This is a genomic window from Pseudomonas sp. CM25, from assembly GCF_013179705.1.
In the GTDB taxonomy this organism is placed as follows: Bacteria; Pseudomonadota; Gammaproteobacteria; order Pseudomonadales; family Pseudomonadaceae; genus Aquipseudomonas.
This window is the reverse complement of the sequence record NZ_JABMCW010000009.1, coordinates 1-22,336: the sequence shown is the minus strand read 5'-3', so window position 1 is coordinate 22,336 and position 22,336 is coordinate 1. Positions and strand designations below refer to the sequence as shown.

At 57.1% G+C, this 22,336-nt stretch carries 24 protein-coding genes; 16 read left to right on the top strand and 8 right to left on the bottom strand.

Features of this window, described 5'->3' with window-relative positions; translation table 11 throughout:
- Positions 1-13: 13 nt before the first annotated feature.
- Complete coding sequence (locus HP546_RS02040; protein ID WP_172219138.1) at positions 14-1,003, bottom strand: AraC family transcriptional regulator; 990 nt, start codon at positions 1,001-1,003, stop codon at positions 14-16.
- A gap of 229 nt (positions 1,004-1,232) precedes the next feature.
- On the opposite strand from HP546_RS02040, the gene antA reads away from it, so the two are divergent.
- The 4 genes from antA to HP546_RS02020 all read left to right on the top strand — a co-directional run bounded on the left by antA (position 1,233) and on the right by HP546_RS02020 (position 5,116).
- Entirely contained in the window at positions 1,233-2,633 is a 1,401-nt protein-coding gene (gene antA, locus HP546_RS02035; RefSeq protein ID WP_172219136.1) for an anthranilate 1,2-dioxygenase large subunit, read from the top strand.
- Positions 2,634-2,635: 2 nt separating this feature from the next.
- A complete protein-coding gene (gene antB, locus HP546_RS02030; RefSeq protein ID WP_172219134.1) occupies positions 2,636-3,127 on the top strand; it encodes an anthranilate 1,2-dioxygenase small subunit in 492 nt (163 codons plus the stop codon).
- Positions 3,128-3,145: 18 nt separating this feature from the next.
- A complete protein-coding gene (antC, locus tag HP546_RS02025) occupies positions 3,146-4,171 on the top strand; it encodes an anthranilate 1,2-dioxygenase electron transfer component AntC (RefSeq protein ID WP_172219132.1) in 1,026 nt (341 codons plus the stop codon).
- 90 nt (positions 4,172-4,261) lie between these two features.
- On the top strand, positions 4,262-5,116 hold the full coding sequence (locus HP546_RS02020) for an alpha/beta hydrolase (protein WP_172219130.1): 855 nt from the start codon (positions 4,262-4,264) through the stop codon (positions 5,114-5,116).
- Between the two features lie 40 nt (positions 5,117-5,156).
- Here HP546_RS02020 and HP546_RS02015 read toward each other — a convergent pair whose 3' ends face one another.
- From HP546_RS02015 to HP546_RS02000, 4 genes are all read right to left on the bottom strand, one after another.
- Entirely contained in the window at positions 5,157-6,434 is a 1,278-nt protein-coding gene (locus HP546_RS02015; protein ID WP_172219129.1) for an OprD family porin, read from the bottom strand.
- A gap of 190 nt (positions 6,435-6,624) precedes the next feature.
- The gene (locus HP546_RS02010; protein WP_256676312.1) at positions 6,625-7,992 is read right to left on the bottom strand and encodes an MFS transporter; all 1,368 of its coding nucleotides are present in this window, start codon (positions 7,990-7,992) and stop codon (positions 6,625-6,627) included.
- A gap of 68 nt (positions 7,993-8,060) precedes the next feature.
- A complete protein-coding gene (locus HP546_RS02005; RefSeq protein ID WP_172219127.1) occupies positions 8,061-9,113 on the bottom strand; it encodes an MBL fold metallo-hydrolase in 1,053 nt (350 codons plus the stop codon).
- Positions 9,114-9,294: 181 nt separating this feature from the next.
- Positions 9,295-9,720, bottom strand: coding sequence for a cupin domain-containing protein (locus HP546_RS02000; RefSeq protein ID WP_172219126.1), 426 nt, complete (start codon positions 9,718-9,720; stop codon positions 9,295-9,297).
- A gap of 315 nt (positions 9,721-10,035) precedes the next feature.
- On the opposite strand from HP546_RS02000, the gene HP546_RS01995 reads away from it, so the two are divergent.
- Positions 10,036-10,416 carry a YidH family protein gene (locus HP546_RS01995; RefSeq protein WP_172219125.1) on the top strand — a complete coding sequence of 127 codons (381 nt, stop codon included), beginning with the start codon at positions 10,036-10,038 and terminating at the stop codon, positions 10,414-10,416.
- An 11-nt stretch (positions 10,417-10,427) separates the two neighbouring features.
- Positions 10,428-10,736 (top strand): DUF202 domain-containing protein, encoded by a 309-nt coding sequence (locus HP546_RS01990; protein WP_172219124.1) that lies wholly within the window; start codon positions 10,428-10,430, stop codon positions 10,734-10,736.
- A 343-nt stretch (positions 10,737-11,079) separates the two neighbouring features.
- Here the strand turns inward: HP546_RS01990 and HP546_RS01985 are convergent, their stop codons facing one another.
- On the bottom strand, positions 11,080-11,577 hold the full coding sequence (locus HP546_RS01985; RefSeq protein ID WP_172219123.1) for a hypothetical protein: 498 nt from the start codon (positions 11,575-11,577) through the stop codon (positions 11,080-11,082).
- 210 nt (positions 11,578-11,787) lie between these two features.
- Between HP546_RS01985 and HP546_RS01980 the strand changes: the two genes are divergently transcribed.
- From HP546_RS01980 to HP546_RS01970, 3 genes are all read left to right on the top strand, one after another.
- Positions 11,788-11,946, top strand: a complete 159-nt coding sequence (locus HP546_RS01980; protein ID WP_172219122.1) for a hypothetical protein — start codon at positions 11,788-11,790, stop codon at positions 11,944-11,946.
- Between the two features lie 279 nt (positions 11,947-12,225).
- Positions 12,226-13,092, top strand: a complete 867-nt coding sequence (locus HP546_RS01975) for a hypothetical protein (protein ID WP_172219120.1) — start codon at positions 12,226-12,228, stop codon at positions 13,090-13,092.
- Positions 13,077-13,775 (top strand): hypothetical protein, encoded by a 699-nt coding sequence (locus HP546_RS01970; protein WP_172219118.1) that lies wholly within the window; start codon positions 13,077-13,079, stop codon positions 13,773-13,775. Before HP546_RS01975 ends, HP546_RS01970 begins: the two co-directional genes overlap by 16 nt.
- Positions 13,776-13,805: 30 nt before the next feature.
- On the opposite strand, the gene HP546_RS01965 is transcribed toward HP546_RS01970, so the two are convergent.
- Positions 13,806-14,522, bottom strand: coding sequence for a hypothetical protein (locus tag HP546_RS01965; RefSeq protein WP_172219116.1), 717 nt, complete (start codon positions 14,520-14,522; stop codon positions 13,806-13,808).
- Positions 14,523-14,994: 472 nt separating this feature from the next.
- Here HP546_RS01965 and HP546_RS01960 point away from each other — a divergent pair, with 472 nt between their 5' ends.
- Together HP546_RS01960 and HP546_RS01955 are read left to right on the top strand one after the other, a co-directional pair.
- On the top strand, positions 14,995-15,237 hold the full coding sequence (locus HP546_RS01960; RefSeq protein WP_172219114.1) for a hypothetical protein: 243 nt from the start codon (positions 14,995-14,997) through the stop codon (positions 15,235-15,237).
- Between the two features lie 161 nt (positions 15,238-15,398).
- Positions 15,399-15,662, top strand: coding sequence for a DUF3077 domain-containing protein (locus HP546_RS01955; RefSeq protein WP_172219112.1), 264 nt, complete (start codon positions 15,399-15,401; stop codon positions 15,660-15,662).
- A gap of 218 nt (positions 15,663-15,880) precedes the next feature.
- Here HP546_RS01955 and HP546_RS01950 read toward each other — a convergent pair whose 3' ends face one another.
- Positions 15,881-16,687 carry an HNH endonuclease gene (locus tag HP546_RS01950; protein WP_172219110.1) on the bottom strand — a complete coding sequence of 269 codons (807 nt, stop codon included), beginning with the start codon at positions 16,685-16,687 and terminating at the stop codon, positions 15,881-15,883.
- Positions 16,688-17,100: 413 nt separating this feature from the next.
- Between HP546_RS01950 and HP546_RS01945 the strand changes: the two genes are divergently transcribed.
- The 5 genes from HP546_RS01945 to HP546_RS01930 all read left to right on the top strand — a co-directional run.
- Positions 17,101-18,357 carry an integrase domain-containing protein gene (locus HP546_RS01945; RefSeq protein ID WP_172219099.1) on the top strand — a complete coding sequence of 419 codons (1,257 nt, stop codon included), beginning with the start codon at positions 17,101-17,103 and terminating at the stop codon, positions 18,355-18,357.
- Positions 18,358-19,307: 950 nt separating this feature from the next.
- Positions 19,308-20,288, top strand: coding sequence for an integrase domain-containing protein (locus HP546_RS01940; protein ID WP_172219097.1), 981 nt, complete (start codon positions 19,308-19,310; stop codon positions 20,286-20,288).
- Entirely contained in the window at positions 20,285-20,575 is a 291-nt protein-coding gene (locus HP546_RS31250; RefSeq protein ID WP_256678410.1) for a hypothetical protein, read from the top strand. The genes HP546_RS01940 and HP546_RS31250 overlap by 4 nt, the downstream gene beginning before the upstream one ends.
- Before the next feature lie 141 nt (positions 20,576-20,716).
- Positions 20,717-21,598, top strand: coding sequence for a hypothetical protein (locus HP546_RS01935; protein WP_172219096.1), 882 nt, complete (start codon positions 20,717-20,719; stop codon positions 21,596-21,598).
- The coding region (locus tag HP546_RS01930; protein ID WP_172219095.1) for a hypothetical protein at positions 21,558-22,336 on the top strand (779 nt) is incomplete at its 3' end. The genes HP546_RS01935 and HP546_RS01930, both read left to right, overlap by 41 nt.

Sequence of the window (22,336 nt, the reverse complement as noted above, 5' to 3'; positions counted from 1 at the left end):
TGCAGTCACAACTTCAGTGGGTACGATGCGCCTTCAGCGTATGCGAAGGCAACTCCCCGAAACGCTCCTTGTACTCCTTGGAAAAACGGCCGAATTGCTGAAAACCGTAATCCATGGCAATACTGGAAACCTTCTCCGAAGCGCGTGCCTGGGTCAGGCGCACACGTACTTGTTCGAAGCGTAACTGGCGGTAATAGGCCATCGGCGTCATCCCGTAATGGGTATGAAAATCACGGTACAGGCGCTCACGTGAAACACCCGCAGCGTGCTCGAGGTCTTCGAGCGTCAGTGGCGCTTCAAGCGACGCGTTGAACAGCGCTTCAAGTTGGGCCAGGTACTGCGGGCGCCCGCTTTGTCGCGCTTGCAATTCATCAGAATAGTTATGCCGTTGAGAGAACAGCAGGCTCGTGACCAAGCTGCCTTCAAAGTTGCTCCAGACTTCTGGCAGGTCGCACAAAGAGTTCTCGGTCTGCAGCATCGACTGAACACTTTCCACCAACTTCCACCAGTCTTGCATCGCCCCTTGCACCGGCACCATGGGTTCAAAAAGTATAGGCTGCACGATTTGCCGACCGAGTAACTTGGACAGTTTTGCCTCCAGCGCGCTGCGCGAGAGTTTGACCATTTTTTTCAGGCATTTTTCACCGATGGTCATGCGCAACGACTGGTTAGGCGAGAGGATTACGCCCACCGAAGGGTTGGAAACAAAGGCCTTGCCCTGATGCTCGATGCTTTGCTCGCCGTACACGGGCAAGTTGATGCTGTAGCTCTCCTGCAAATCCTGGATCTTGACGCTGACCAGGGTCGAGTATTCGATCAAGCCGATAGCGGCATTACCAATGATCGTGCCGTGATGACGAAAATCCAGCTCGCCAGGCCTGGGGACTTCAAGATCATGTGGCCCATTGATGCTCAACATCCACTGTATGGCTTGCGCGGGCGTATTGAGAACGGTTGAGAATTGCTGACGACTGGCATTGTTTTTATTGTGGGTGTTACGCATGGCATTTCCTCATAGGGCCCGAACCGCGAGCGTCTCATGTATGCGCTTTTGCGGTAGCACGCGGGACCAAGCTATTTCGCTCGGGTGCCAACGTCAAGCACCGTCAGTCCTGCCAGCGGCCTGATGGAAAACGCAAAACTGCATAGCAATCACGTGGTAGCCGAATAGTGCCGGGACGGGCTGGGGGGTTTAATCGAGCCATTCCCGCAGCAAGCAAAGGTCAGACTCCATGAGCACCAAATCAATTGCCCAGTGGCAGGACTTTATCCAGGGCTGCCTGGACTTTCGTCCCGTGGAAGGCGTGTACCGCATCGCCCGTGACATGTTCACCGAGCCGGCGCTGTTCGACCTCGAGATGGAGCTGATTTTCGAGAAAAACTGGATCTATGCGTGCCATGAAAGCGAGATTAGCCAAAAGCACGACTTCATGACCATGCGCGCCGGCCGCCAGCCCCTGATCATCACCCGCGACGGCGAAGGCCAGCTCAACGCGCTGATCAACGCCTGTCAGCATCGTGGTACGACCCTGACCCGCGTCGGCAAGGGCAACCAATCGACCTTTACCTGCCCCTTCCATGCCTGGTGCTACAAAAGCGACGGTCGTCTGGTCAAGGTCAAGGCGCCGGGCGAATACCCGGAAGATTTCGACAAGGCAACGCGCGGCCTGAAAAAAGCCCGCATCGAAAGCTACAAGGGCTTTGTCTTCGTCAGCCTCGACATCCACGGCAAGGATTCGCTGGAAGACTTTCTGGGCGACGCCCGGGTGTTCTTCGACATGATGGTCGCGCAGTCCGCCACTGGCGAACTTGAAGTGCTGCCGGGCAAGTCGTCCTACACCTACGACGGCAACTGGAAGCTGCAGAACGAAAATGGCCTGGACGGCTACCACGTCAGCACCGTGCACTACAACTACGTGGCCACCGTGCAGCACCGCCAACAGGTCAATGCCGAGAAAGGCCTGACCGCCAGCGGCACCCTGGACTACAGCAAGCTGGGGGCGGGTGACAAGGAAACCGATGACGGCTGGTTTGCCTTCCACAACGGCCATAGCGTGCTGTTCAGTGATATGCCCAACCCAGCCGTACGCCCCGGTTACGCCGCGATCATGCCGCGCCTTGTTGCAGAGCATGGCCAGGACAAGGCCGAATGGATGATGCACCGCCTGCGCAACCTGAATATCTACCCAAGCATGTTCTTCCTCGACCAGATCAGTTCGCAGCTGCGCATCATCCGTCCGCTGGCCTGGAACAAGACCGAGATCAACAGTTTCTGCCTCGGCGTCAAAGGCGAGTCGGACGCCGACCGCGAGAACCGTATCCGTCAGTTCGAGGACTTTTTCAATGTCTCGGGCCTGGGTACACCGGACGACCTGGTGGAGTTTCGTGAAGCGCAGCGCGGTTTCCAGGCGCGCCTGGAGCGCTGGAGCGACATTTCCCGCGGCTGCGACAAGTGGGTCGATGGCCCTACCCGCAACAGCGAAACCATCGGCATCGCCCCGGCCCTGACCGGCACCGAGTTCACCCACGAAGGCCTTTACGTCAACCAGCATGGCAACTGGCAGCGCTTCCTGCTCGAGGGCCTGGCCCGCAAGGCCGAAGAACAGCAATCCCTCAAGCTCAAGGAGGTATGACCATGAATGGCGAACTGCAGTACCGCGTCGAACAGTTTTTCTACCGTAACGCCGAGGCCTGCGATGCCCAGGACTGGGACGCCTACCTGGCGATGTTCAGTGAGGACAGCGAGTTTCACCTGCCGCAGTGGGACTCGGAACACGTCTATACCCTTGACCCAAAGCAAGGCATGTCGCTGATCTACTACGCCAACCGCGGGGGGCTGGAAGATCGGGTGTTTCGGATTCGCACCGGCAAAGCGGCTTCGACCATTCCCATGCCGCGCACCCTTCACCTGATCAGCAACGTCCGCATTGCGCCGCTGCACGGTGGTGAGCTGGAAGTGAAGGTGAACTGGCACACGTTGTACTACCGGCTGCAGAACGCCGAGCAATTCTTCGGCCGCGCCACCTACCGCCTGCGGCCCGACGGCGAGAGCTGGAAAATTGCCCGCAAGCATGTGGTGCTGCTCAACGACACGATCAATTCGGTGCTCGATTTCTACCATCTCTGACACGGCGGAGGAGCCATCATGACGTACAAGGTTGCCTTCAACTTTGCCGATGGAAAAACACTGTTCTGCACCGTTCAGGGCAACGAAGTGCTGCTTGATGCAGCGCTGCGTGCAGGCATCAAGATTCCGCTGGATTGCCGCGAAGGTGTGTGTGCCACCTGCCAGGGGCGCTGTGAGTCTGGGCAGTACACCCAGGACTACGTGGACGACGAGGCGCTGTCGGCCAATGACCTTGCCCAACGCAAAGTGCTGGCCTGCCAGACCCGCGTGCAGTCGGATGCAGCGTTCTATTTCGATTTCGACTCAACACGTTGCCATGGCGCGGATACCCGTGAACACCGCGGCATTGTCAGCGCCGTGGTGCAGGTTTCGCCGACCACGGCGATTGTGCACGTCGATGCCAGCGCCGCAACGCAGCGCCTGGATTATCTGCCCGGCCAGTACGCCCGTATTCAGGTGCCAGGCACCGATCACAAGCGTTCGTACTCCTTCGCCAATCAGCCCAACAGCGCCAACCAGTTGCAGTTCCTGATTCGTCTGCTGCCTGACGGGGCAATGAGCAACTATATCCGTGAGCGTTGCCAGGTTGGCGACCCGTTGGTATTCGAGGCGCCTTTGGGGGCCTTCTACCTGCGCCACATCACCCGGCCACTGGTGATGGTTGCCGGCGGCACGGGCCTGTCGGCGTTCCTGGGCATGCTCGACGAGATTGCCGACCGGGGTGGGTGCGGCCAACCCGTGCACCTTTACTACGGCGTGCGCCAGGCAGCGGACCTCTGCGAGCTGGAGCGGATCGCAGGCTACGCCAAGCGCATTCCAGGCTTCAGCTTCACCCCGGTAATCAGCGACGCCGATGCTGGTTGGAGCGGCAAGTGCGGCTATGTCACGGAGCATTTCCAATTGCCAGACATGCACACCACGCCGTTCGACATGTACCTGTGCGGGCCACCGCCGATGGTCGAGTCGGTGAAGAACTGGCTGAACGAGCAAGGCCTGGAAAACTGCCACCTCTACTACGAAAAATTCGCCCAGAGCAACACCTGAGACCTGAAGGTGCATTGTTCGAATGCCGAACCGCCGCGTGGCGGTTCGGCTGTTTCTGTTCAGCCTGCCTTTAACGCAAGAGACTGCGCCATGCCAAAAAACACCGCTGAATACCAATACGTTACCGGGCAGTATCGCCCCAGCTTCACCGCGCTGTTCGAGCAGTACCAAGTGGCCAACGCCCAGGTGCTAAGCGAGCGCACCTGGAATCTTGAGGTGCGCTACGGCCTACACCCCAGGCAAACCCTGGACCTGTGCGTTGCCCAAGGCAGCGCCAAAGCCAACCTGATCTACCTGCACGCCGGCTACTGGCAGTCGCGGGACAAGGCACAGTTTCGCTTCATCGCCGCGGCACTGAGTGCACGCGGCTACAACGTCGCCCTGCTGAACTACCCGTTGTGCCCTGATGTAGCTGTCGATCAGATAGTCGCCAGCGTAGGCCACGGCCTGCTTTTCAGCCTCACGACACTTCCGGTCAGGGACCGGCAGCTGCCGCTGATCGTCGCGGGGCACTCGGCGGGGGGGCACCTTGCGGTCGAGTTGGCCCTGGCGCAAACCGCGCTCGCGCCCCAGCAGCGCCCCATCGCCGCGATAGTACCGATCAGCGGGGTCTACGACCTGGCGCCGCTGATCGAAACCAGCCTGAATGACAAGCTACGCCTGGACATGCGCCAGGCGCACGCTTGCTCGCCACTCGCCCGCGTCAGCGGTGATCTGGTGCCAGCAGCGTTTGTCGTCGGGGGGGAAGAAACGCCAGCGTTTCTGGAGCAGAACCGCAGCATGGCGGAGGCATGGGCACTGACAGGTAGCCCGGCGACCTGCCTGGAGATTGCAGGCCGTGATCACTTCACCGTTTTGCAGGCGTTCGAGGGGCCGGGTGGCATGCTGCTCGAGCTGATCGACAACCTTTACCAAGCGGCCTGCCCTGCTACTGAAACAGCCTGAAGCATGAGCGCGGCCGCCCCTGAGGGCGGCCTGCGAGCCACTAGAACTTGAAGGTGTAGCTGGTGATAAAGCGGTTCTCCTGGTAATCCACCCCCGCGGCCTGACCGTTGCCATAGCGCGTCTTGACGTCGATGTTGCGCCACTCGAACGCAACGCCCTGCAGCGGGCCACTCTGCACCACGTAGCTGATGAAGAGGTTGCGCTCGCTCTCCACGTTCTGGTCCAGGGCGTTGTTGCCACGATCGATGCCGGTGCCGCGCAGGTAGCGAGTCATCAGCTTCAGCCCCGGCACACCGTAGCCGGCAAAGTCCAGGTCATAGCGCAACTGCCAGGAGCTTTCGTTGGGTTTGACGAAGCCGACGGCAGACCAGTTCACCAGGTAGGGTTGCGGTGCATAGCCATTGAGGGTGGGAAATGTGCTTTCGCCGAGCATGCGCTGATAACCGACCGCGACGGTGTGCGAATTCTTCCTCAGGCTGGCGAGCAAACCGTAGGAACGGTTGTCGATGTCGCCATACAGGGCCTGTCCATCTTCCCTGTTGTCGAAATAGCGCAGATCGGTCTTCAACACCAAGCCGTTACCCAGCTCGGTGTTCTGGGTAAGGCCCAGGTACTGCTGCTGATAGATATCTTCCAGTTGCCCATAAAAGTACGTCGCCGACAAACGCGGGGTGAATGCGTAACTGGCACCGCCGAAGTTGAGCCCATCGCTGGTGCGACGCGGGCCATTGGGCCCGGTGAACAGGTACATTTTTTCGCGATTGGAAGACTCGCGGCTGCTGATCTCGGTAAACCGCCCAGCCGTCAGGACCAGGCCGTCCACTTCACGCGAGTCCAGCAACAGGCCGTGATAGGTGGTAATGAGCTGGCGCGTATCGTCGATGAAGGCAACCGGCAGCATCGGGCGGTGTTCGCCGACTTTCAGCTCGGTTCTGGAATAGCGCACCTTGCCGGTCAAGGCGGCGCGGCCATAGTCGTGTACCGGTTGGCCCTTGCTGTCATCGTAGGGGATGACACTATCGGGGCCCCGACCACCGCCGCCATCCAGGCGATAGGCATATTGCCCGGACACATCAAGACCGAATTGCAAAGGGCCTTCGGTGTAGCCAGAGATGGCGCGAAAATCGAACCCCTGGGTCCAGCTACCGACCCGTGACTGGGGCGCCCCGTTCTGCTTGAAGTCGCGATCCAGGTAGAAGTTGCGCAGCCCCAGACTGATCTGGCGGTCTCCCACGAAGTCTGCCTGGGCAGAAATCGGCACGCACATCCCCATCAAGCCCGCGGCAACGCCGCTGGCCAGCCAGTTTTTATGGAACATCGAAGTGAGCCCTTCTGAGGTGTGCAAAGCACAGCCGTGGAGGCAGGTCAGTTGGCCGAAAGGCAGAGCTCCGGCACTCGACCTACGTTGTTATTTTTATGACCACTTACTGAATCGGAGGGGACCGCCAGTGGGTGCAGGCGCAACATGGTGTCGTGCCTGCACGTAGCGGGAGCGAGCCCTGGGTTCGTCAGGCAAAACGCTTCTGGAGTTTCTTCGCGGTGCTGTCAGGGTCAAGGCACAGGATGCTGACAAACCCCATCACCACCAGGTAACAACCAATGTAGGCGAACGAAGCATTCATGCCTTCGGCCAGCCGTGCGGTCATTTCCAGGCTCTGTGGCGCACCCTTGCCCACTTGCAGGTACCCTGCCCGCTCCATCAGAAGGCCGACCATGACCGGCGCCACAATGCCGCCCAGCGATGCTACCGCTGTCAACGTTGCCATGACCGCGCCACGTTGTCTGGATGCAACGCAAAAGGCCACTGCCGTCGGCGCCAGGGGAAAAGTCATCGCCAGCCCCGCGGCCACAACCAGCATGGTGACCGCGCTATACCCTTGCAGGTGCGGAAGAACCAGAAAACAGACGCCGGACAGCAGCAGGACCAGGCCGAACGAGGCACCCAAGGACAGGTATACCGAAACACCTCGGCGCATCATTACCCGTGACGCATAACCCAGCACACCCAAGGTCAGCGCGCCGAACAACCACGGAAAGGTCGATACCAGCCCGACCATCTCGGGCGACAGCGACACTACCGCACCGAGGTAACGCGGCGACCAGGTGGTCAGAAAGCCCTGCGCCCAGAAGCACCCGGCACCTGCCAGCGTGGCAATGATGAACATCCGCGAGCAGAACACCCGAACAATCGGCACCTGCGCAAGTGTGTCCGACTTTTCTGTAATGCTCGCTCGCTCACTGGCAGGGGCCTGGTCCTGCGCCGGCTGCGCGCCTGGTGCGTGGTCCTGTTGCTTGCCCTTGAGGTGGCTGTAGGGGCCCTCCTTGGCGACCACCAGCCAGAGTACCGACCAGATGAAGCCGATCAACCCGAGAAAACCGAATGCCCAGCGCCACCCCCACTGCGGGTGGGCAATGATATAGGCCAGGATGGGCGCTGCAATGATCGGCCCCAGGGTAGAGCCAATGGCGACCAGGGTGCTGGGCAAACCGCGCTCCCGCGCGGGAAACCAACCGTGCACATGGTGCAGGGTAGTCGGCGTTGCGGGCCCTTCGGCGGCGCCGAGCACAATGCGGGTCACCAGCAGTATTGCAGCGCCCCCGCCAAACAGCATGGGAAACTGCAAGACCGACCAGAGCACCCCCATGGTCAGCAAGATCCATCGGGTCGGCACCTTGGCCGCGAGAAAACCGACGCACACGGCACTGATAGCAAACAGAAAGAAAAAAGCGCTGCCGATAAAACCGAACTCACTCGCCGACAACCCGAGCTCACCCATCGCAGGCTCGGCAACCAATCCCAGAACAGCCTTGTCGGCAAAGTTGATCATCTGAAAGATCACCAGCATGCCGGTGATCAACCAGGCGCGGCGATTCATCTGCCCCTTGGCAACCGCAGCACGCAGTGTATGAGGCGGATATGCGGTTTGAGTGAGCTCTGTCATGTTCACACCTCGACGGCTTCAGACGCAGGCAAAAGAGTGTTCGAGCAAGCAGCAGTGACCGTGCCACCCACGCGGAAGCTGTCGTTATCCTCTGCCGCGAAAACCTTGCCGCTGAAGTCACGGCGGGCGGCCCGGAGCATTTTCTCGATGTCTGCCGCGCCCGGCACGTTCGGCACGATGTGGTGCAGGATCAACTGGCTGACGCCCGCTGCCTGCGCCACCTTGCCGACCTGTTCGTACGAGGTGTGCGACTCTTCCAGATGCACGGCAATACCTTGGCGGGTCGGCCCTTCGGGGAAGGTGGCGAGGATAGCATCCAGGTCGATGACTTCATGCAGCAGCACGTCGGCCCCCTTGGCCAGGCGGATGCAGTTTTCCGAATAGGTCGTGTCGCCGGAGATCACCACCGACCCATACTGGCTATCGATACGGAAACCAAAGGCTGGGTAGCACAGGCGGTGATCAACCAGAATCGCCGACACCACGACGTTCTCGTCCCGATACACTTCAAAGGGGTCCATCACCGGGTGACGGGCCAGCACAGGGTCCGCATTGGCGTGCGCCGGCACTTCGATATCGTGGCCATACACCCACTGGTTGGGGCTGGAGCGCCCTTCGTCGGCCATGCGAATGGCAACGTCAGAGGCGAATACGCGGTTGATCAATGCATCCACCACATCCGCAGTGCCGACCATCGGGTGGTCGCCGCCGCAGCAGCCCGGCACCACGGGGTGATCACCGTGAACATGCAGGGCGGGTACGCGCGGCGGTTTGGCCGGGCCGTAAACGTGAATCGGCTGGCTGAAGGACTCGCCCGGCACCTGCCAGCCGGTCAGCAAATAAGAGCCCAGGTCGTAAATATGATCAGAATGGTGATGAGTAATGAAAATCGCGCGCAGTTGATCCCACGTGCAATGGGAGCGGTAGTTACGAATACTGCCCATGCCACAGTCGAACACGTAGGAACAGCCATCAACTACCACCGCTGTCGAGATACCCGCGCGGCTGGCGGAGACAACTGGCCCACCACCAGTACCGAGCGTGTGAACAGTCATTCCGGAATGATTTACCTGGCTCATCTGACTACCTTTTTATTCTAATTGATTAAACATGCGGGTTATCGCCACAGCAATCTAATTCAGGCACTGGGCCTATCACTATGCGGTTCTCGTTGGGTTTATATTCATTTTTGCTTTGGGTAATCAGCCACCCCGGCAGGATGGCTGAGCCGTTGGTCTATTCGAAGTTCGGCGAAGTACCGGGCTTGGCAAACAGGATGTTGCGCAGCCCGGACAGCCTGACCACCTCTTCGGGGCTGGCCTGGTTGTGCAACTCATCGAACAGGCTGGACAGGTCGTTACCTGGGCTTACCCAGAACAGCCCGCGGGCGGGTTTGTCCGCATCGATGCGGTACCCATGGCTGGAACCACGTGGCCAGCAGACGTGATCGCCCGGCTTGGCGGTCATCCATTCGCCATCTTTGTACAGCGAGTACTCACCCTCCAGGACGAACACATGCTCATCCTGGATAGGGTGCGTATGGGGCGGTATGAAGCTGCCGGGCGGGTCATAGGTCAACCAGGCAAAACTGCTCTGATCATCCCCGCCAAGAATCGGCCAATACGAAGTACCCAGCACGTTCCAGACTTTACGGCCGATCATGGATTTAATGTCATCAACACCGAAAGGCAGTGGCACGTTTTGCGCCGAGTGCAGTTCCCCTGAAGCCATGGAGTTCACCCCTTTTGAATATGATTCGTCGGATTTTTTAGCAGGGGTTACATTAGCCAACGGCCCAGCGTGCGGGCTATGCAGATATTCGATCAACGCTGTGCTTTTTTAGTACGGCGGTTGCCAAGAAGTGCATAGCGTTAAGCAAGAACTGCCCTAGCCATGTAAACAGAACCCTTCAGAATGCCAACGCAGGCGCGTCGATCGACTGCACACCACCAGCGTTCAAATAGAAGGTTCGTTGCCATGCTGCATCCACCCGCTGAAAAATCGCTGAAATCCCGATTCCGTCAGGTCTTTGCACTGGCCGAAGGGTGCGAACCCGACCCACGCTTCACGCTCGCCAATGAACGCACCTTTCTGGCCTGGATCCGCACGGCCCTTGCCCTTCTGGCCAGTGGTATCGCACTGGATGCGCTGCCGCTGGAGCTGCTGGCCGGGCGCCCACAAGCGCTGCTGTCCTATGCCCTGACGGGCATGGCGCTAGTGGTCAGCGTCAATGCGACCCTGCGCTGGCTCAATGTCGAGCGCGCCCTGCGCCATCGGCAAGCGCTGCCGTACCCGATTTTGGCACCGCTGCTGGGTTTGTTCGGGCTGATCGTTTCCACCTTGCTGTTGCTGCCTTGAGCGCACCTCATATGCCCCCGCATGACGACCAAGGCCTGCAGCCCGAGCGCACGGCGCTTACTTGGGAGCGCACGGTGCTGTCTAGCCTGATATTGGGATGCATCGCGTTTCGTCATCCACTGGCCCATTACGGTTCCATGACCACGCTGATGCTCATGGCCTTGGCGATAGGCAGCGTCTACTCGCTGTTGATCATCGGCGGCTATCGCAGGGCTGCGCGGCATATACGCGAAGAGAGGTCGACACCGCGACTGGGCGCAGTGCTGGCGATGGGCGTGGGCGTTACGCTGGTGAGCATTGCGGCATTGTGCGGCGTCTGATCGGCGAGGTTGCAGTGAAAATCAGAGTACAACCGGCACGTGGTGGATGGCACCGGCTACGCCGGTGTTCGCGGCTGAAGCCGACCTCATGGACCAAATCGTATCTCTATGATTTGATGCGGTCACTGTGGGAGCCTGGCTTGCCGGCGATGGGCTGAGAAGCAGCCCCAATGCAGGCGACACCATTCTGGCGGATTGTGACTGAATTGAGACCTTGGGGCCGCTGCGCAGCCCATCGCCGGCAAGCCAGGCTCCCACACCTGATGCGGCGGGCTTGCGGGCAGAGTTCCCTGCGCGACAGCGCAGCCGGGAGGGCTGGGAGACGGGATGTAGCTGCAGTTGATCATTTAACCGGAACAAGACGCTCGCGCTGAGCAGCAGTCAAATCGTCGATTACGCCAACTTTCAGGGGCTGCTCGCCAATGTCAGCCAACGGCTTGCCCATATCTGCAGAGGCGAATTCCGGCAGTTTGTACATGGCGCCGGTGAGAGGATCGACGATCAGCAGGCCGATGATTCCCCCGATCAGGATGTTGCCCCAGTACCAACCGCTGAGGCTCGAATCCAGTTCCACGGTCTTGTCCGGATAGCCTTCTTTCTTGAACCGCAGCGTATAGGTCTGCCCCGAGAAATAGCCTTTGCCCGACTTCAGGGTAACGGTACTTGGGGTATTGCCCGTGTGTACGACGGTGCCGTTCTTGTCGGTGATTTCAAATGACGCCCCCATCGGCGCACTGGATACCGCGACCGGGTATCGCGACTCTCCAACGATGCTCGCGCAACCCTGAGTACCCAGCATTGCTACGACTACTGCTGCCCCAATCAACTTCCGAACCATCATCAGGAGTGCTCCACTGCGCCATCATTGGCAAGGCCGGTCATCGGCCGGGCGCAACTATATCCAAAGTGATATCACTTTGATACTAGTGATGAAGCCATGCACACGACGCCTTACGCGGAACCGGGCTTGCTATGATCCGCGCTCATTTCTGCCGAGTACGCTGCGCTTTACCTATGCCCATGCAGCCTGCTGAAAGCCCCGATAAACAAAATGATTCTGCCTTTCACCATCTTCTTCACCGTCCTGATGGTCGGAACGATAGGCGATTATTTTGGGCTGCAGGGCGGCTGGCAGATCGGGCTGCTTTGCCTGGTGGCAGCCGCCGTGCAGATCGCAGTCAGCGGGTTTCAACGTTCACAGCGGCAGTGAAGTGACGAGATTTGCCCGAGCCCAACATGGCTTGAAGCGCGTTTACCCGAATTTGCGATCAGCATGATCACATGCCGTGAATCGCCCGGATGAGAAGGCCAGAAGTCCCCCTTCATCGCCGCTCACCTCTCAGGCGCCCGCCAATGAACCGCCCTACCCTCAACCGCTGATGCGCTGCCGGGCGCGCGATGCGTGACATCAATTTGACACTACCCCACCAATTTGCAAACCTTCCTTACCACAGAATTTCCGCATTGATGCGGCCTTGGAAAGCAAGCGATGGAAAGCAAACATCAGCAATTGACGGAAGCGTACCGCCAAGCATTATCAGACCTCCCGCTGCATTGGCTGGACCGCAGCCGCGATCAAGAAGCGGATTTCAAGCACCTTTCAGGCTTGTTCCTTCCTGGTACCTCACCTGAGTTCGAGCAGGCCACGAACCGCATCATGGTCGTGGGCCGCGAAACGCGCCGTTGGGATGTGTTGACCCCCGGCAAACCCTTTGCAGACCTGGACGAGTACATCCAGCGCGCCATGGCAATACAGCAAAGCCATTTTGCAAAGTATCTACACGACAAAACCGACCGCGGAGCCAGCTTCTTCAACTTTCTCCGCGAAATACGCCAGGCTGATCAAACCCTGGGTATCGCCTGGGCCAACCTCTTCAGCTTCGCATGGCAGCGAAGCTCCCCACTGCGTTGGCGGCATTTCACGCAGCTCATGCAGGTATCCAAGCGCCTGCTCGAGGCGCAAATCGACATTCTTCGCCCTGACATCATCGTGTTTGCCAACGGCGCGAGCAGTGCCCGCATAAGGCAGCAGTTCTTTCCGCACAAGGGTGAGCACAGTGTTTGCAGCGAGCTTGGTGATTACCGTATGCACGGCATACCGGTTAACCAACTGTGGCGCTTCCGCCTGCATGACTCGGTGCAGTGCTACCGCATACAGCACCCGAGCAGCGTCAGTGCCAAATCACGTGCAGCACGCCGCTTCCTGATCGACCAGATCCTCTTGCGCAATCTGCCGGACCTTCAAACCGTCGCGGCCAACAGCACGGTTGATGACGAACCCTACCGTAAAGCCACGCCGAACGGCGCCCCTACAACCGATCGACTAACCCCAGGCAACCCATGGTCAACTCAGTAGTATCGATATCCGAACAGGCATTCTTCAGCATCGTCACCTCGGCGCTGGAAGCCTACAAGGTCGAGCACCAACTCGAAAACGGTGATTTCTCAGCGCGGGTGGAAACGTTCGGCCACCTGTGGGGTTACGCTCAAACCACCATTGGCGGACAAACCCTGTATCGCGTGGTTTGGGCAGACACGTGCACCGCTGTCACCCGAGACAAAGGGTCGATTTCCTACGGTGCTGCCCCGCAGGAAATCAAACAAAGCTTCATCGATAGTTTCTTCCCCGAGGTCACGTTCCTCGGCGATTACCACAGCCATCCGTATAGCTATCAGGATGATGAGATCAAGACCGAACTGGAGCTGGAGCGAGGGGGCTACTATCGTTTCTCCGATGCCGACTTCCGCGCGGTGAAACAGCAACAGGATAGCGGCCTGGATTATCGCGTCGGGCTGGTAGCCACCGTTTTCGAGCGCGACGAAAAGATCAAGCGAGCGCTGAAGATTCTGGATGAAGAGAGCGCCCTGCGCTTTCAGGTCGGTTCCGTGACGATCTGGCTCAAAGCCTACGTGTGGACAGAGGACGAAAACCTCAAATACCGCCGCAAGGCAGATCGCATGGTGCGCCTGGTATGCCCGAGCTTGAACGTGTTTGCAGGCATGCGGGACGGGTGGGCTGGCCTTCCGCAGCAAAACTAGAAAAGCACTTACCCCCTTCAAACCTTGGTATCAGGGCCGCATCAGCGGCTCGATACCGATCCATTTCTTCACCGGGTGATAACACAACCGCAGCGGCGGAATCGCCACCTCGCGCCCCTGCACCTGCAGGCTACCCAGGTGAATGGTCCACTTGGCGTCGGCGTCCAGCTTGTCCGTCTGGAAGATCACATACGCCGAGCCATAGCGCTTGTTGTTGGTGAGCTTGGGAATCATCCGGTGCACTTCATCGCTGTTGATGTCGTACGGCGATGGCCTGGCAGCCCGCTCAGTCACAGTCGGATAGTCGTAGATATCGTTGAGGCCCACGTACACCTCGGGCCGCGCATTCAGGCGCGAGCCGTCTTCGAAGGTAATGTAGGCCTGGCGGCTGTCGTACAGCACCGGGATCGGCGGCTGGCCACGTTTGGAGTCGGTCGACGGGCGCTGGCGGTCCTTGTTGTAGGCGATCATCTGCACGAAGAATTCCGGCCGCGGGTACTGCTCGCCCGGGTACTGCACGTGCAGGCCTTGCTCGTAGCGCTTTTCGCCCCATAGGGCGGCGTGATCGTAGAGGTAGGTTTCCAGGTAGAGAGTGGTTTCGCCCTGCGGGCCTGGGACTTTGAACTGGAACTCGGATTCGCAGAGGTCCGCGTAGGCGGCGCGTTCGCGTTTCCAAGGGAGGCACGCCGTGAGTGAGGCTGTGGCCAGCAACAGCAGGAGGGAGGTGGCGCGCTTGAGGTTGGTCATGACCTGCCTTGGTCTGGGTGCGTGAGGGACAGTTTCGGGGGCTGGGGGGCGTAAGTCCATGGTGACCGTTTGACATCATCGGGACATAGCTGGATACAGCAATTACTGGCTGGTTAGCTTTTTGAGAGCTTTCGATTGTTGAACGAGCAATGAACGCTGCAGATTTCTGGCGATGAAAGCGCGTAAAAAATCAGAAATAAGAACTTCCTTGTAGGGCATTTCCCAAAGATACTCCCTGCGGCTGTTTTTCGTTGCGGTCGATTTTTCAGCGTTTTAGTCTCGGTCTGTCGTTGCATATCAACGACTAGCTTTGACAGGCTGATTGACGACCAAACACGCGGTTTTGCCTATGGCGGCTGTGTGTGGGGCACCTCGTGTGCGCCGGTTTGGTCTTCACCGGTCTGTCAACCCATACACGGCTGCCTCCACTTGTTTGACAGCAAGCGCTGGTCGCTCCACCGAGGACCAAAAGATGCTGAAGATCGTTCCTGATCCGCCCCACAAAACTCTTTGCCTTGAAGACACCCTGATCGAAGCCACGGATTACGCGCTATGCGCGGCGACCGTTGTGCATCAGGCAATGCTGCTGCAACCCAAGTCACCAGCGTCGATTCTGATGATGACCTCGATGCACGAACTGGAGACGCTGCGAGCATTGCTTGAGTCCGCGCTGGTTCAGCTACAGACACCCACTGAAGCCGCGACTTCGCACTGACGTCTAACTGGTTGTTTGGCCTGGGCACAACCCATCACCAGCAAGCCAGGCCCCGACAGTGGACTGACCCTCGTCACAAGCCGACGCGCTTGTGAGCAACTGTGGGGGATTGCTGGCGATGGCGTTAGCACAGGTACTAGAGATTTCGGGGAGATTGAACAATGTCTACAGAAGAAACCAAATTTACCGTTGGCAAAACTACCTTCTTCCAAGGTGAGAACCAGACCCACCCCCTCTTTCGCATCGAAGCCGGCATTCCTTGCCAGAGCGCCCGTGAACAAGCCTCGGAGCTGATGGGCTATGCACGGGATATGACCTTGGACGGCTTGATGGAAGACAAGCCGCACCTGATCTGGGCATCGCACTACCTCTGCGCGTTGGCAAAAGCATTAATGGATGATGCCGAGTTAGGCATGATGCGCTGAACTGACCACTCCTCAACGGATGGCTTCGAGACCTAATTCACATCTGGTCTCGGAGGCGACCCAAGTATATGTTTTGCTTGACCCATCCGAGCTCCAGCTCCTTTTCGACATCAAGGCCGAAGCTAAACGTAAAGGCTTGAGTAAGCTGACTAAAAGGTGCGCGATCTGTTCAAGCCCGTCGCATGGCTATCGGCCCGAATCGGTGTTCGCTTAGACCTCTACACAGGATCGTTGACCCATCGTCCGCGCAGCATGCCTTTCAACTCATCAACGCTTAGAGTCATTTCTCGCTTGCGGTGCACTACCGCATGACAATTGGCGCAGAGAGTCACCAGATCTGTCTCAGGGTTCACAGCCTGCTCCCCACCAAATTTTGAAATTGGTACCACGTGGTGAACGTGAATGAAGCCCTTTGCGTGCTCACCGTAAGCCTGTTCGAATTCAAACCCGCATGCTTTGCAGTCAAGCCCGTGGAAGGCGATGGCCTTCACCCTCAGATCTTTCCGACGCTCGTAGCGAGTTCCGAAGTAGCTTGTCTTGCTGCCTTCACTGAAAGATTCAAAGATGAATTCATCATCGTCCGTATTGGAAACGATCGCTTCGGCCTGGAAGGGCAAAAGCTTCGCATGGCTTAAAATGCCATCGTAATCGGACTGGGAGATGGGTCTAACCCCGTCACGCCAGTAGTTCTTAACGCGGTTAGTGGGAATAGTCTCCAGGTACGCTCCGCCGACTTTCGCTGGGACAGCGCTTTCAAACGGTCTGAAATTCTCGATGAACGCAAAAAGATCACCTTTATCACTCTTAGGGTCCGCATAGACCTTGCCGATGCGTGCCTTGCCGAAATAATGCGGCGCGTCGCTGAGGCGTGACGGAGAAAAGGCTCTGTCCTTGATGCGGCCTTTGTAATAGATCACTTCCGTGCCCTGAGCGAGCCAGGTTTTGTAGCGTTTTGGGAAGTGATAGACAGCCCCTGTCTCGTCTGCCCACTGCGATGTGTCGTTTTCAACGATGATGACGGGCATTAAATTCCTCTCCATTGGTTACGAAAGACTACCAAAAAAGAGGAATTTTCCTACGACGAAATGAAAGTGGATGTGATCTCTAACCGCTGTTGACTTACTACGAGCTATTTCTGGGTTGATTTCGGTTAGCCGGTCCAACCAGTGGATGCGCCTCACATTCCGCCCTGTATATGAGCGCCGAGCTAAAGAAACGCGGACGCGAGTTCAGATTCCCCCGGCTCCACCAAATGATCAAACAAAGACGTCCACGGACGTCTTTTTTTGTGCCTGCGATCCATCAAATACGCGGCTTCCAGCGTTTTTGCGGTCTTTTGAGAGTTTTTGAGTTCCAGCGGTTCGGGTATTCCAGACGGTATTCCAGCTCACCAGGTGCTAATCTTTGGAATACCGAATCAGTGCTTGAGGACAATCTCATGCCTGCTCAAAACCTCCGCCTCTCCGATCGACAGCTCAAGGGAGTCAAACCGGCGTCCAAGGATTACGTCCTTACTGACGGTGACGGTTTGCAGCTCCGAGTACGCAGCAACGGCTCGTTGCTGTGGAATTTCAACTACCGCGAACCGGTGACCAAGAAGCGCATCAACATTGGCTTTGGGACCTACCCCGAACTGTCACTGGCGAACGCACGAAAGAAGGCAGTCGAAGCGCGCGAGCTGCTCGCCCAAGGCATCGATCCGAAGGTGCAGCGCAATACGTTGAATGAAGCCAAGCGCGCAGAAACGGAACACACCTTCGAGAACGTGGCCACCGCCTGGTTCGAGCTCAAGAAAGACTCAGTCACCCCGGCCTACGCCGAGGACATCTGGCGGTCGCTCACACTGCACGTGTTCCCCGATTTGAAGACGACACCACTCGCAAAAATCACCGCGCCGATGGTGATCGCATTGCTTCGTCCAATCGAAGCGAAAGGCAGCCTGGAGACGGTGAAGCGTCTTAGCCAGCGGCTTAACGAAATCATGACCTACGGCGTAAATTCCGGCCTGATCTTCGCCAACCCGCTCAGCGGCATCAGGGCTGTATTCAAGAAGCCCAAGAAAGAGAACATGGCAGCGCTTCCGCCCGAAGAACTCCCCGAGCTCATGATGGAGATCGCGAACGCCAGCATCAAACGCACCACCCGCTGCCTGATCGAATGGCAGTTGCACACGATGACTCGCCCCGCCGAGGCGGCGACTACTCGCTGGGCAGACATTGACTTTGAAAGGCGCGTTTGGACTATCCCTGCGGAGCGGATGAAGAAGCGCCGCCCACACAGCATTCCGTTGAGTGATCACGCTGTCGCACTGTTGGAATCACTAAAGACTCACAGCGGCCATCGCGAATACGTCTTCCCGGCAGACAGAAATCCACGCACCCACGCCAATAGCCAAACGGCCAACATGGCGTTGAAACGCATGGGTTTTCAGGATCGATTGGTCAGCCATGGCATGCGCTCGATGGCCAGCACCATCTTGAATGAACATGGGTGGGACCCGGAGCTCATTGAGGTCGCACTGGCGCACGTCGACAAGGATGAGGTGCGCAGCGCCTACAACCGAGCCGACTACATTGAGCGCCGACGTCCGATGATGGCCTGGTGGAGTGAGTACATCCAGAAAGCCGCCACCGGCAGCCTGCTCGCCTCTGCATACGGCCAAGTCAGAGACAAGAACGTGGTATCGATCCGCTAGGGCTGTATAGGCGCAATAACGGCGGCGACAGCAACTGAGCGCTCAAGACTCAGGGAAAGCAGCCTCGTTTATCCGCTTGTCAGCGCGGGTCCATCCAAACAGGGCTGCAAAGCCGCCCTGTTTGGATGGACCTCACTTTGAAAAGCTAAAAGCCACGTCGTTGTCCGGGAGTTACCACGGAATTCCACCGGTGGATAACCGCTTTTCAGATCCCAAGTAGCGCTGAATCGCGGCCCTTGACCGGGTTTATCCACAGGCGTAGAACTGGCCGTGCAAGCGCTGTCGATGACAGCACCCCAGGTGGCCCGAACCTTCAAGGCCACGCCGCTCTCGCGGTGGTTCTCCCCAAGGGCGATTCGCATCCGGCAGCTCGCCCGGTCACCTCCCCGGTGATGGATGCCAACTACATTTCATGGCCCTCGTGCGCCAGACGACACTTCCTATTGCGCTGCCCTGCAGCAACCTATCCGCTTGGCCGAATCTTGCGCCAACCTGTTCCCGTCTCTTTCTCTGGAAAGAGACGGGCGCTTCTAACACTGCTGCAGCCCTCATCGCACTTGGCTTTGCGGCAACTCTCCTCGTGACAATCGGCGTGACAAACGCCGATGTCACCAGCAACAGCGCTGTAGATGATGGTGCCGCAGACCAGGGAATGGACTGCACCTGACTGACAGTCAGGCATGCCCCGGTCATCGCATTGCTGCTTGCACACGGCTCAGGATCTCGCGGCACTGGTCTCGTCAGCCAATGCAGCCTCCACCCGCCCACCGGTATCGGTGCTCAGGAGGCCAGATCATGAGATGCCCCTGCTCCCGGTCGTAAGGAGTCGCCAGTCCCGCGTAGAGGACATTCCCCACAGGTCGCAGGGGCCTTGATCCCTGATAACACTCAGCATTCTTGGCGGGATGACGTGGGGCGAGGACTGGAGAGCAAGAGATGAGGTGACCGACATGGCATTGGTGGGTAAACGCGATGGTCGTAATTTTGGCTACGGCAGGCAATTGAGCTATGCAGGGCCGCAGGCGCTGAAAGACATGTTCGGCGACGGCCACTACGGCACGGTGAAAGCACACTGTGATCGGTGGCAGGCATTCGTTAAGTGGTGCCGCTCCGACCCAGGCCCCGGCATCAATGATGCGCGGCAAATTGATCGGAAGGTGCTAATCGACTACGAGGCGTACTTGCAAGACGCGGTTAGGCGCGGTGACCTTGCTGTCAGCACCGCACAAAACCGGCTATCCAGCGTTAACAGGACCATGGCGGCGCTTCGCGGTGATCAGAACGTGAAATTGCCCAGTCCGAGCAAGGCGTTGGGTATGCAGCGCACCGGTATTCGCCACTCAGTGCCGCAGGGCCAAGACCGTAAACATGTTAAGCAGATCGTTGATGTGCTTTGCCGCGATCATCAGCTACGGGCCGCCGCAATTGTTCTGTTGGCGCGAGCCACCGGCGTGCGCTTGCGTGAGGCCATCTTGGCTGACCTGCCGCGGCTAAGTCGTGAGGCTAAAGAGTTCGGCATGATCAACATCCAAGACGGCACCAAAGGCGGCCGCGCCGGTGCCTCGGCGCAACGATGGATTGCGGTGGACGACCATGTTCGGGGTGCACTTGGGTTTGCGTACGAGGTGTCGCCTGCGGGTAGCCGCAACCTGATTGCGCCACACGAAAGCTACCTGAATTTTCTACAAGAAATCATCCGTCCTGCGCGGGATATCCTGCATGCAAACAACCTCAAAGGTTTCCATGAGCTACGAGCGGCATACGCATGTGAGCGCTATGAGCAAATCACCCAACACCGCGCGCCTATCAATAGCGGCCACTGTTGCCAGGTAGATAGGAACCTTGATTGTGAGGCTCGGAGGCAAATCAGCTACGAGCTGGGGCACGGTCGGATCGACGTGGTTGCTGCCTACATTGGAGGGAGTACATGAGTAGTAAGCCATTCAACATGGAATTATTCTTGGCTGGCGTACTTACAGGATCGCACGCTACGCGGCAACGCCATTTACGGCAAGCAAAGCTCATCCAAGCTGAGATATTTGAACGCTGGCAGCTGGAAACACCATGGGCTTGGCAGAGAAAGCACGTAGCTTGGTTTCTCGATCATCGCGTAGGTGGGCGCAGTGAGTCGACGCGGTACTATTACCTCCTGACTGTGCGGCTGCTCACTTTTCGGTTAGAAAAGTCATGGATATTCGACCGCCAGCAACCGCCCTAACGCTGCAGCACGATTAACCAACGCCGGCTGATCAGGGGCGAAGAATCAAGATGCTTAGTCCGCCGTGTTAGGTTTACCTGCTTCAATACTCGTGGGACTATTCGGGTGTACGCTACGCTTTACACAAGGGAGGGTAAGGAATTGAGTTCTGATAGCTGGGATGATAACTGTTTAACACCGCTTGAACGGGCAGCAGGAGTTGGACGTCTTCTTAACGGCGGGACCCGCTGCCACTGCGGCAGATGGGAATGCGATTTGGATCACGCTCACGAACCGGATGAGAAAAAAAATGCACCTTTAAACTCAGAAAAATTCAAAGCAGCAGTCAAACTGGTAGCTGGACTAAAAAACAATAGAAAAATAAAACTAGCATTGATTTACAAAGTCTACAATGACAGCTTGCAACTAGCAATTGTGAGATATATGACTAAAGAAAGCCTACCAGGATACTACGCCACCATTCTCAAAAATAGTGAATGTATAAACAGATTAGCGGAAGGCATTCTGTATAAGGTCTGCAAAATAGAACCCACCAACTTACTTAAAGACCAAATAAGCAACTTAAGTAAATCGCTACGCCAAAATACTAGCCGACTCACCGCGTACGATAGAGTCACCCAAATCCAAGAGTTCATTCACTCCGTCGTAGATCGACATCTAGGTATAGGTACAGCACAGAAAATCCCCGTCACACCAATGAAAAATGCACTTAGTGCTGCACGCCTGCATTTTAACATTTTTGACATAGTTGACCGACAACCTGGTTACGTCGAATATATAGATTCTGTAAGCAACGCTTCGTTACAGATGGAGTACGATGATCCACGCCCTTCGACTGCGTTAAGCGGTAAAAAATTCTGGCCAAGGTGGCGTGTTAGGCACCTAAGACCGTTGTCCTACTATTTCCCACAGCATCACCGTGCAACTATTCAGGCCTTAAGAAAGCTTGATGAAAATGTGCCATCTGAAGAGTTCATCAAAAATGCTGCGTTCGCCTACGCAAACAACAATTATGCCAAATGACATTATTTGTGGAAAACTAGACAACCGGTCCGACCTCGGCTCAATTTCTATTCATGCTACAAAAAAATACAAATTGCGCGGACGGGACATAACTAAGATTCGCCAGACGGCAACATTACCAGTATCCGTCGAAAAATCTAGCGCCTGGTTCAACGGACGGACTTGGGAATTGGACGCCTTCTTGGCGATGGCTGCTTCAAAAGGCGTCCATCGCCTATGCGTTCTCACAAGTAGGGAATATCTTGAAATTGTCGTTCCTGCTTCAGGTTACGGCATACAAATCGATGTACTGGAGACAAAATTCCCAATCTTTCCAGACATCAAGTTTAATCCATCTCTTCGCGCAAACTATGATGTACTCACAAAACACTTAAGAAAACTTGATCAACTTAGAATTCGCTCAAGCAGCCTGAGCAAGCACTTATCTCGACATCACTTACGAGCGGTCTTAAAAAAAATCCGTTACAAGAACGATTACGATCGAAAATTCTTATTCGCATTCAAGGATGGATATCAAGAGGTTTTCAAGTTAAAAGAAAACAGACCAGAACGAGCAATCATCGCCCTAGATTTTAACTCGATGTACCTCGAATGCATGAAAGGCAAATTTTGCAATCCAGCTTCGATAGAATATAAGAGCTTCTTGGGCCAACCGATCGACTCCAAAAATCTAAAAAATGGCCTCTACCGAGTTCGTCTCATGGGAGCAAAGCAAAGTTTCCTTCTTGATCACCATCC

Excerpts from the sequence above, each read along its gene's own strand:
- HP546_RS01985 (WP_172219123.1), bottom strand. The coding sequence starts at position 11,577 with ATGATGGTTCGGAAGTTGATTGGGGCAGCAGTAGTCGTAGCAATGCTG.
- HP546_RS01945 (WP_172219099.1), top strand. The coding sequence starts at position 17,101 with ATGCCTGCTCAAAACCTCCGCCTCTCCGATCGACAGCTCAAGGGAGTC.
- HP546_RS02000 (WP_172219126.1), bottom strand. The coding sequence starts at position 9,720 with ATGATCGGCCGTAAAGTCTGGAACGTGCTGGGTACTTCGTATTGGCCG.
- antC (WP_172219132.1), top strand. The coding sequence starts at position 3,146 with ATGACGTACAAGGTTGCCTTCAACTTTGCCGATGGAAAAACACTGTTC.
- HP546_RS01980 (WP_172219122.1), top strand. The coding sequence starts at position 11,788 with ATGATTCTGCCTTTCACCATCTTCTTCACCGTCCTGATGGTCGGAACG.
- HP546_RS02010 (WP_256676312.1), bottom strand. The coding sequence starts at position 7,992 with ATGAATCGCCGCGCCTGGTTGATCACCGGCATGCTGGTGATCTTTCAG.
- antA (WP_172219136.1), top strand. The coding sequence starts at position 1,233 with ATGAGCACCAAATCAATTGCCCAGTGGCAGGACTTTATCCAGGGCTGC.
- HP546_RS01950 (WP_172219110.1), bottom strand. The coding sequence starts at position 16,687 with ATGCCCGTCATCATCGTTGAAAACGACACATCGCAGTGGGCAGACGAG.
- HP546_RS01970 (WP_172219118.1), top strand. The coding sequence starts at position 13,077 with ATGGTCAACTCAGTAGTATCGATATCCGAACAGGCATTCTTCAGCATC.
- HP546_RS01955 (WP_172219112.1), top strand. The coding sequence starts at position 15,399 with ATGTCTACAGAAGAAACCAAATTTACCGTTGGCAAAACTACCTTCTTC.
- HP546_RS01965 (WP_172219116.1), bottom strand. The coding sequence starts at position 14,522 with ATGACCAACCTCAAGCGCGCCACCTCCCTCCTGCTGTTGCTGGCCACA.
- antB (WP_172219134.1), top strand. The coding sequence starts at position 2,636 with ATGAATGGCGAACTGCAGTACCGCGTCGAACAGTTTTTCTACCGTAAC.
- HP546_RS31250 (WP_256678410.1), top strand. The coding sequence starts at position 20,285 with ATGAGTAGTAAGCCATTCAACATGGAATTATTCTTGGCTGGCGTACTT.
- HP546_RS01940 (WP_172219097.1), top strand. The coding sequence starts at position 19,308 with ATGGCATTGGTGGGTAAACGCGATGGTCGTAATTTTGGCTACGGCAGG.
- HP546_RS01990 (WP_172219124.1), top strand. The coding sequence starts at position 10,428 with ATGCCCCCGCATGACGACCAAGGCCTGCAGCCCGAGCGCACGGCGCTT.
- HP546_RS02015 (WP_172219129.1), bottom strand. The coding sequence starts at position 6,434 with ATGTTCCATAAAAACTGGCTGGCCAGCGGCGTTGCCGCGGGCTTGATG.
- HP546_RS01975 (WP_172219120.1), top strand. The coding sequence starts at position 12,226 with ATGGAAAGCAAACATCAGCAATTGACGGAAGCGTACCGCCAAGCATTA.
- HP546_RS01960 (WP_172219114.1), top strand. The coding sequence starts at position 14,995 with ATGCTGAAGATCGTTCCTGATCCGCCCCACAAAACTCTTTGCCTTGAA.
- HP546_RS02020 (WP_172219130.1), top strand. The coding sequence starts at position 4,262 with ATGCCAAAAAACACCGCTGAATACCAATACGTTACCGGGCAGTATCGC.
- HP546_RS02005 (WP_172219127.1), bottom strand. The coding sequence starts at position 9,113 with ATGACTGTTCACACGCTCGGTACTGGTGGTGGGCCAGTTGTCTCCGCC.
- HP546_RS01995 (WP_172219125.1), top strand. The coding sequence starts at position 10,036 with ATGCTGCATCCACCCGCTGAAAAATCGCTGAAATCCCGATTCCGTCAG.
- HP546_RS02040 (WP_172219138.1), bottom strand. The coding sequence starts at position 1,003 with ATGCGTAACACCCACAATAAAAACAATGCCAGTCGTCAGCAATTCTCA.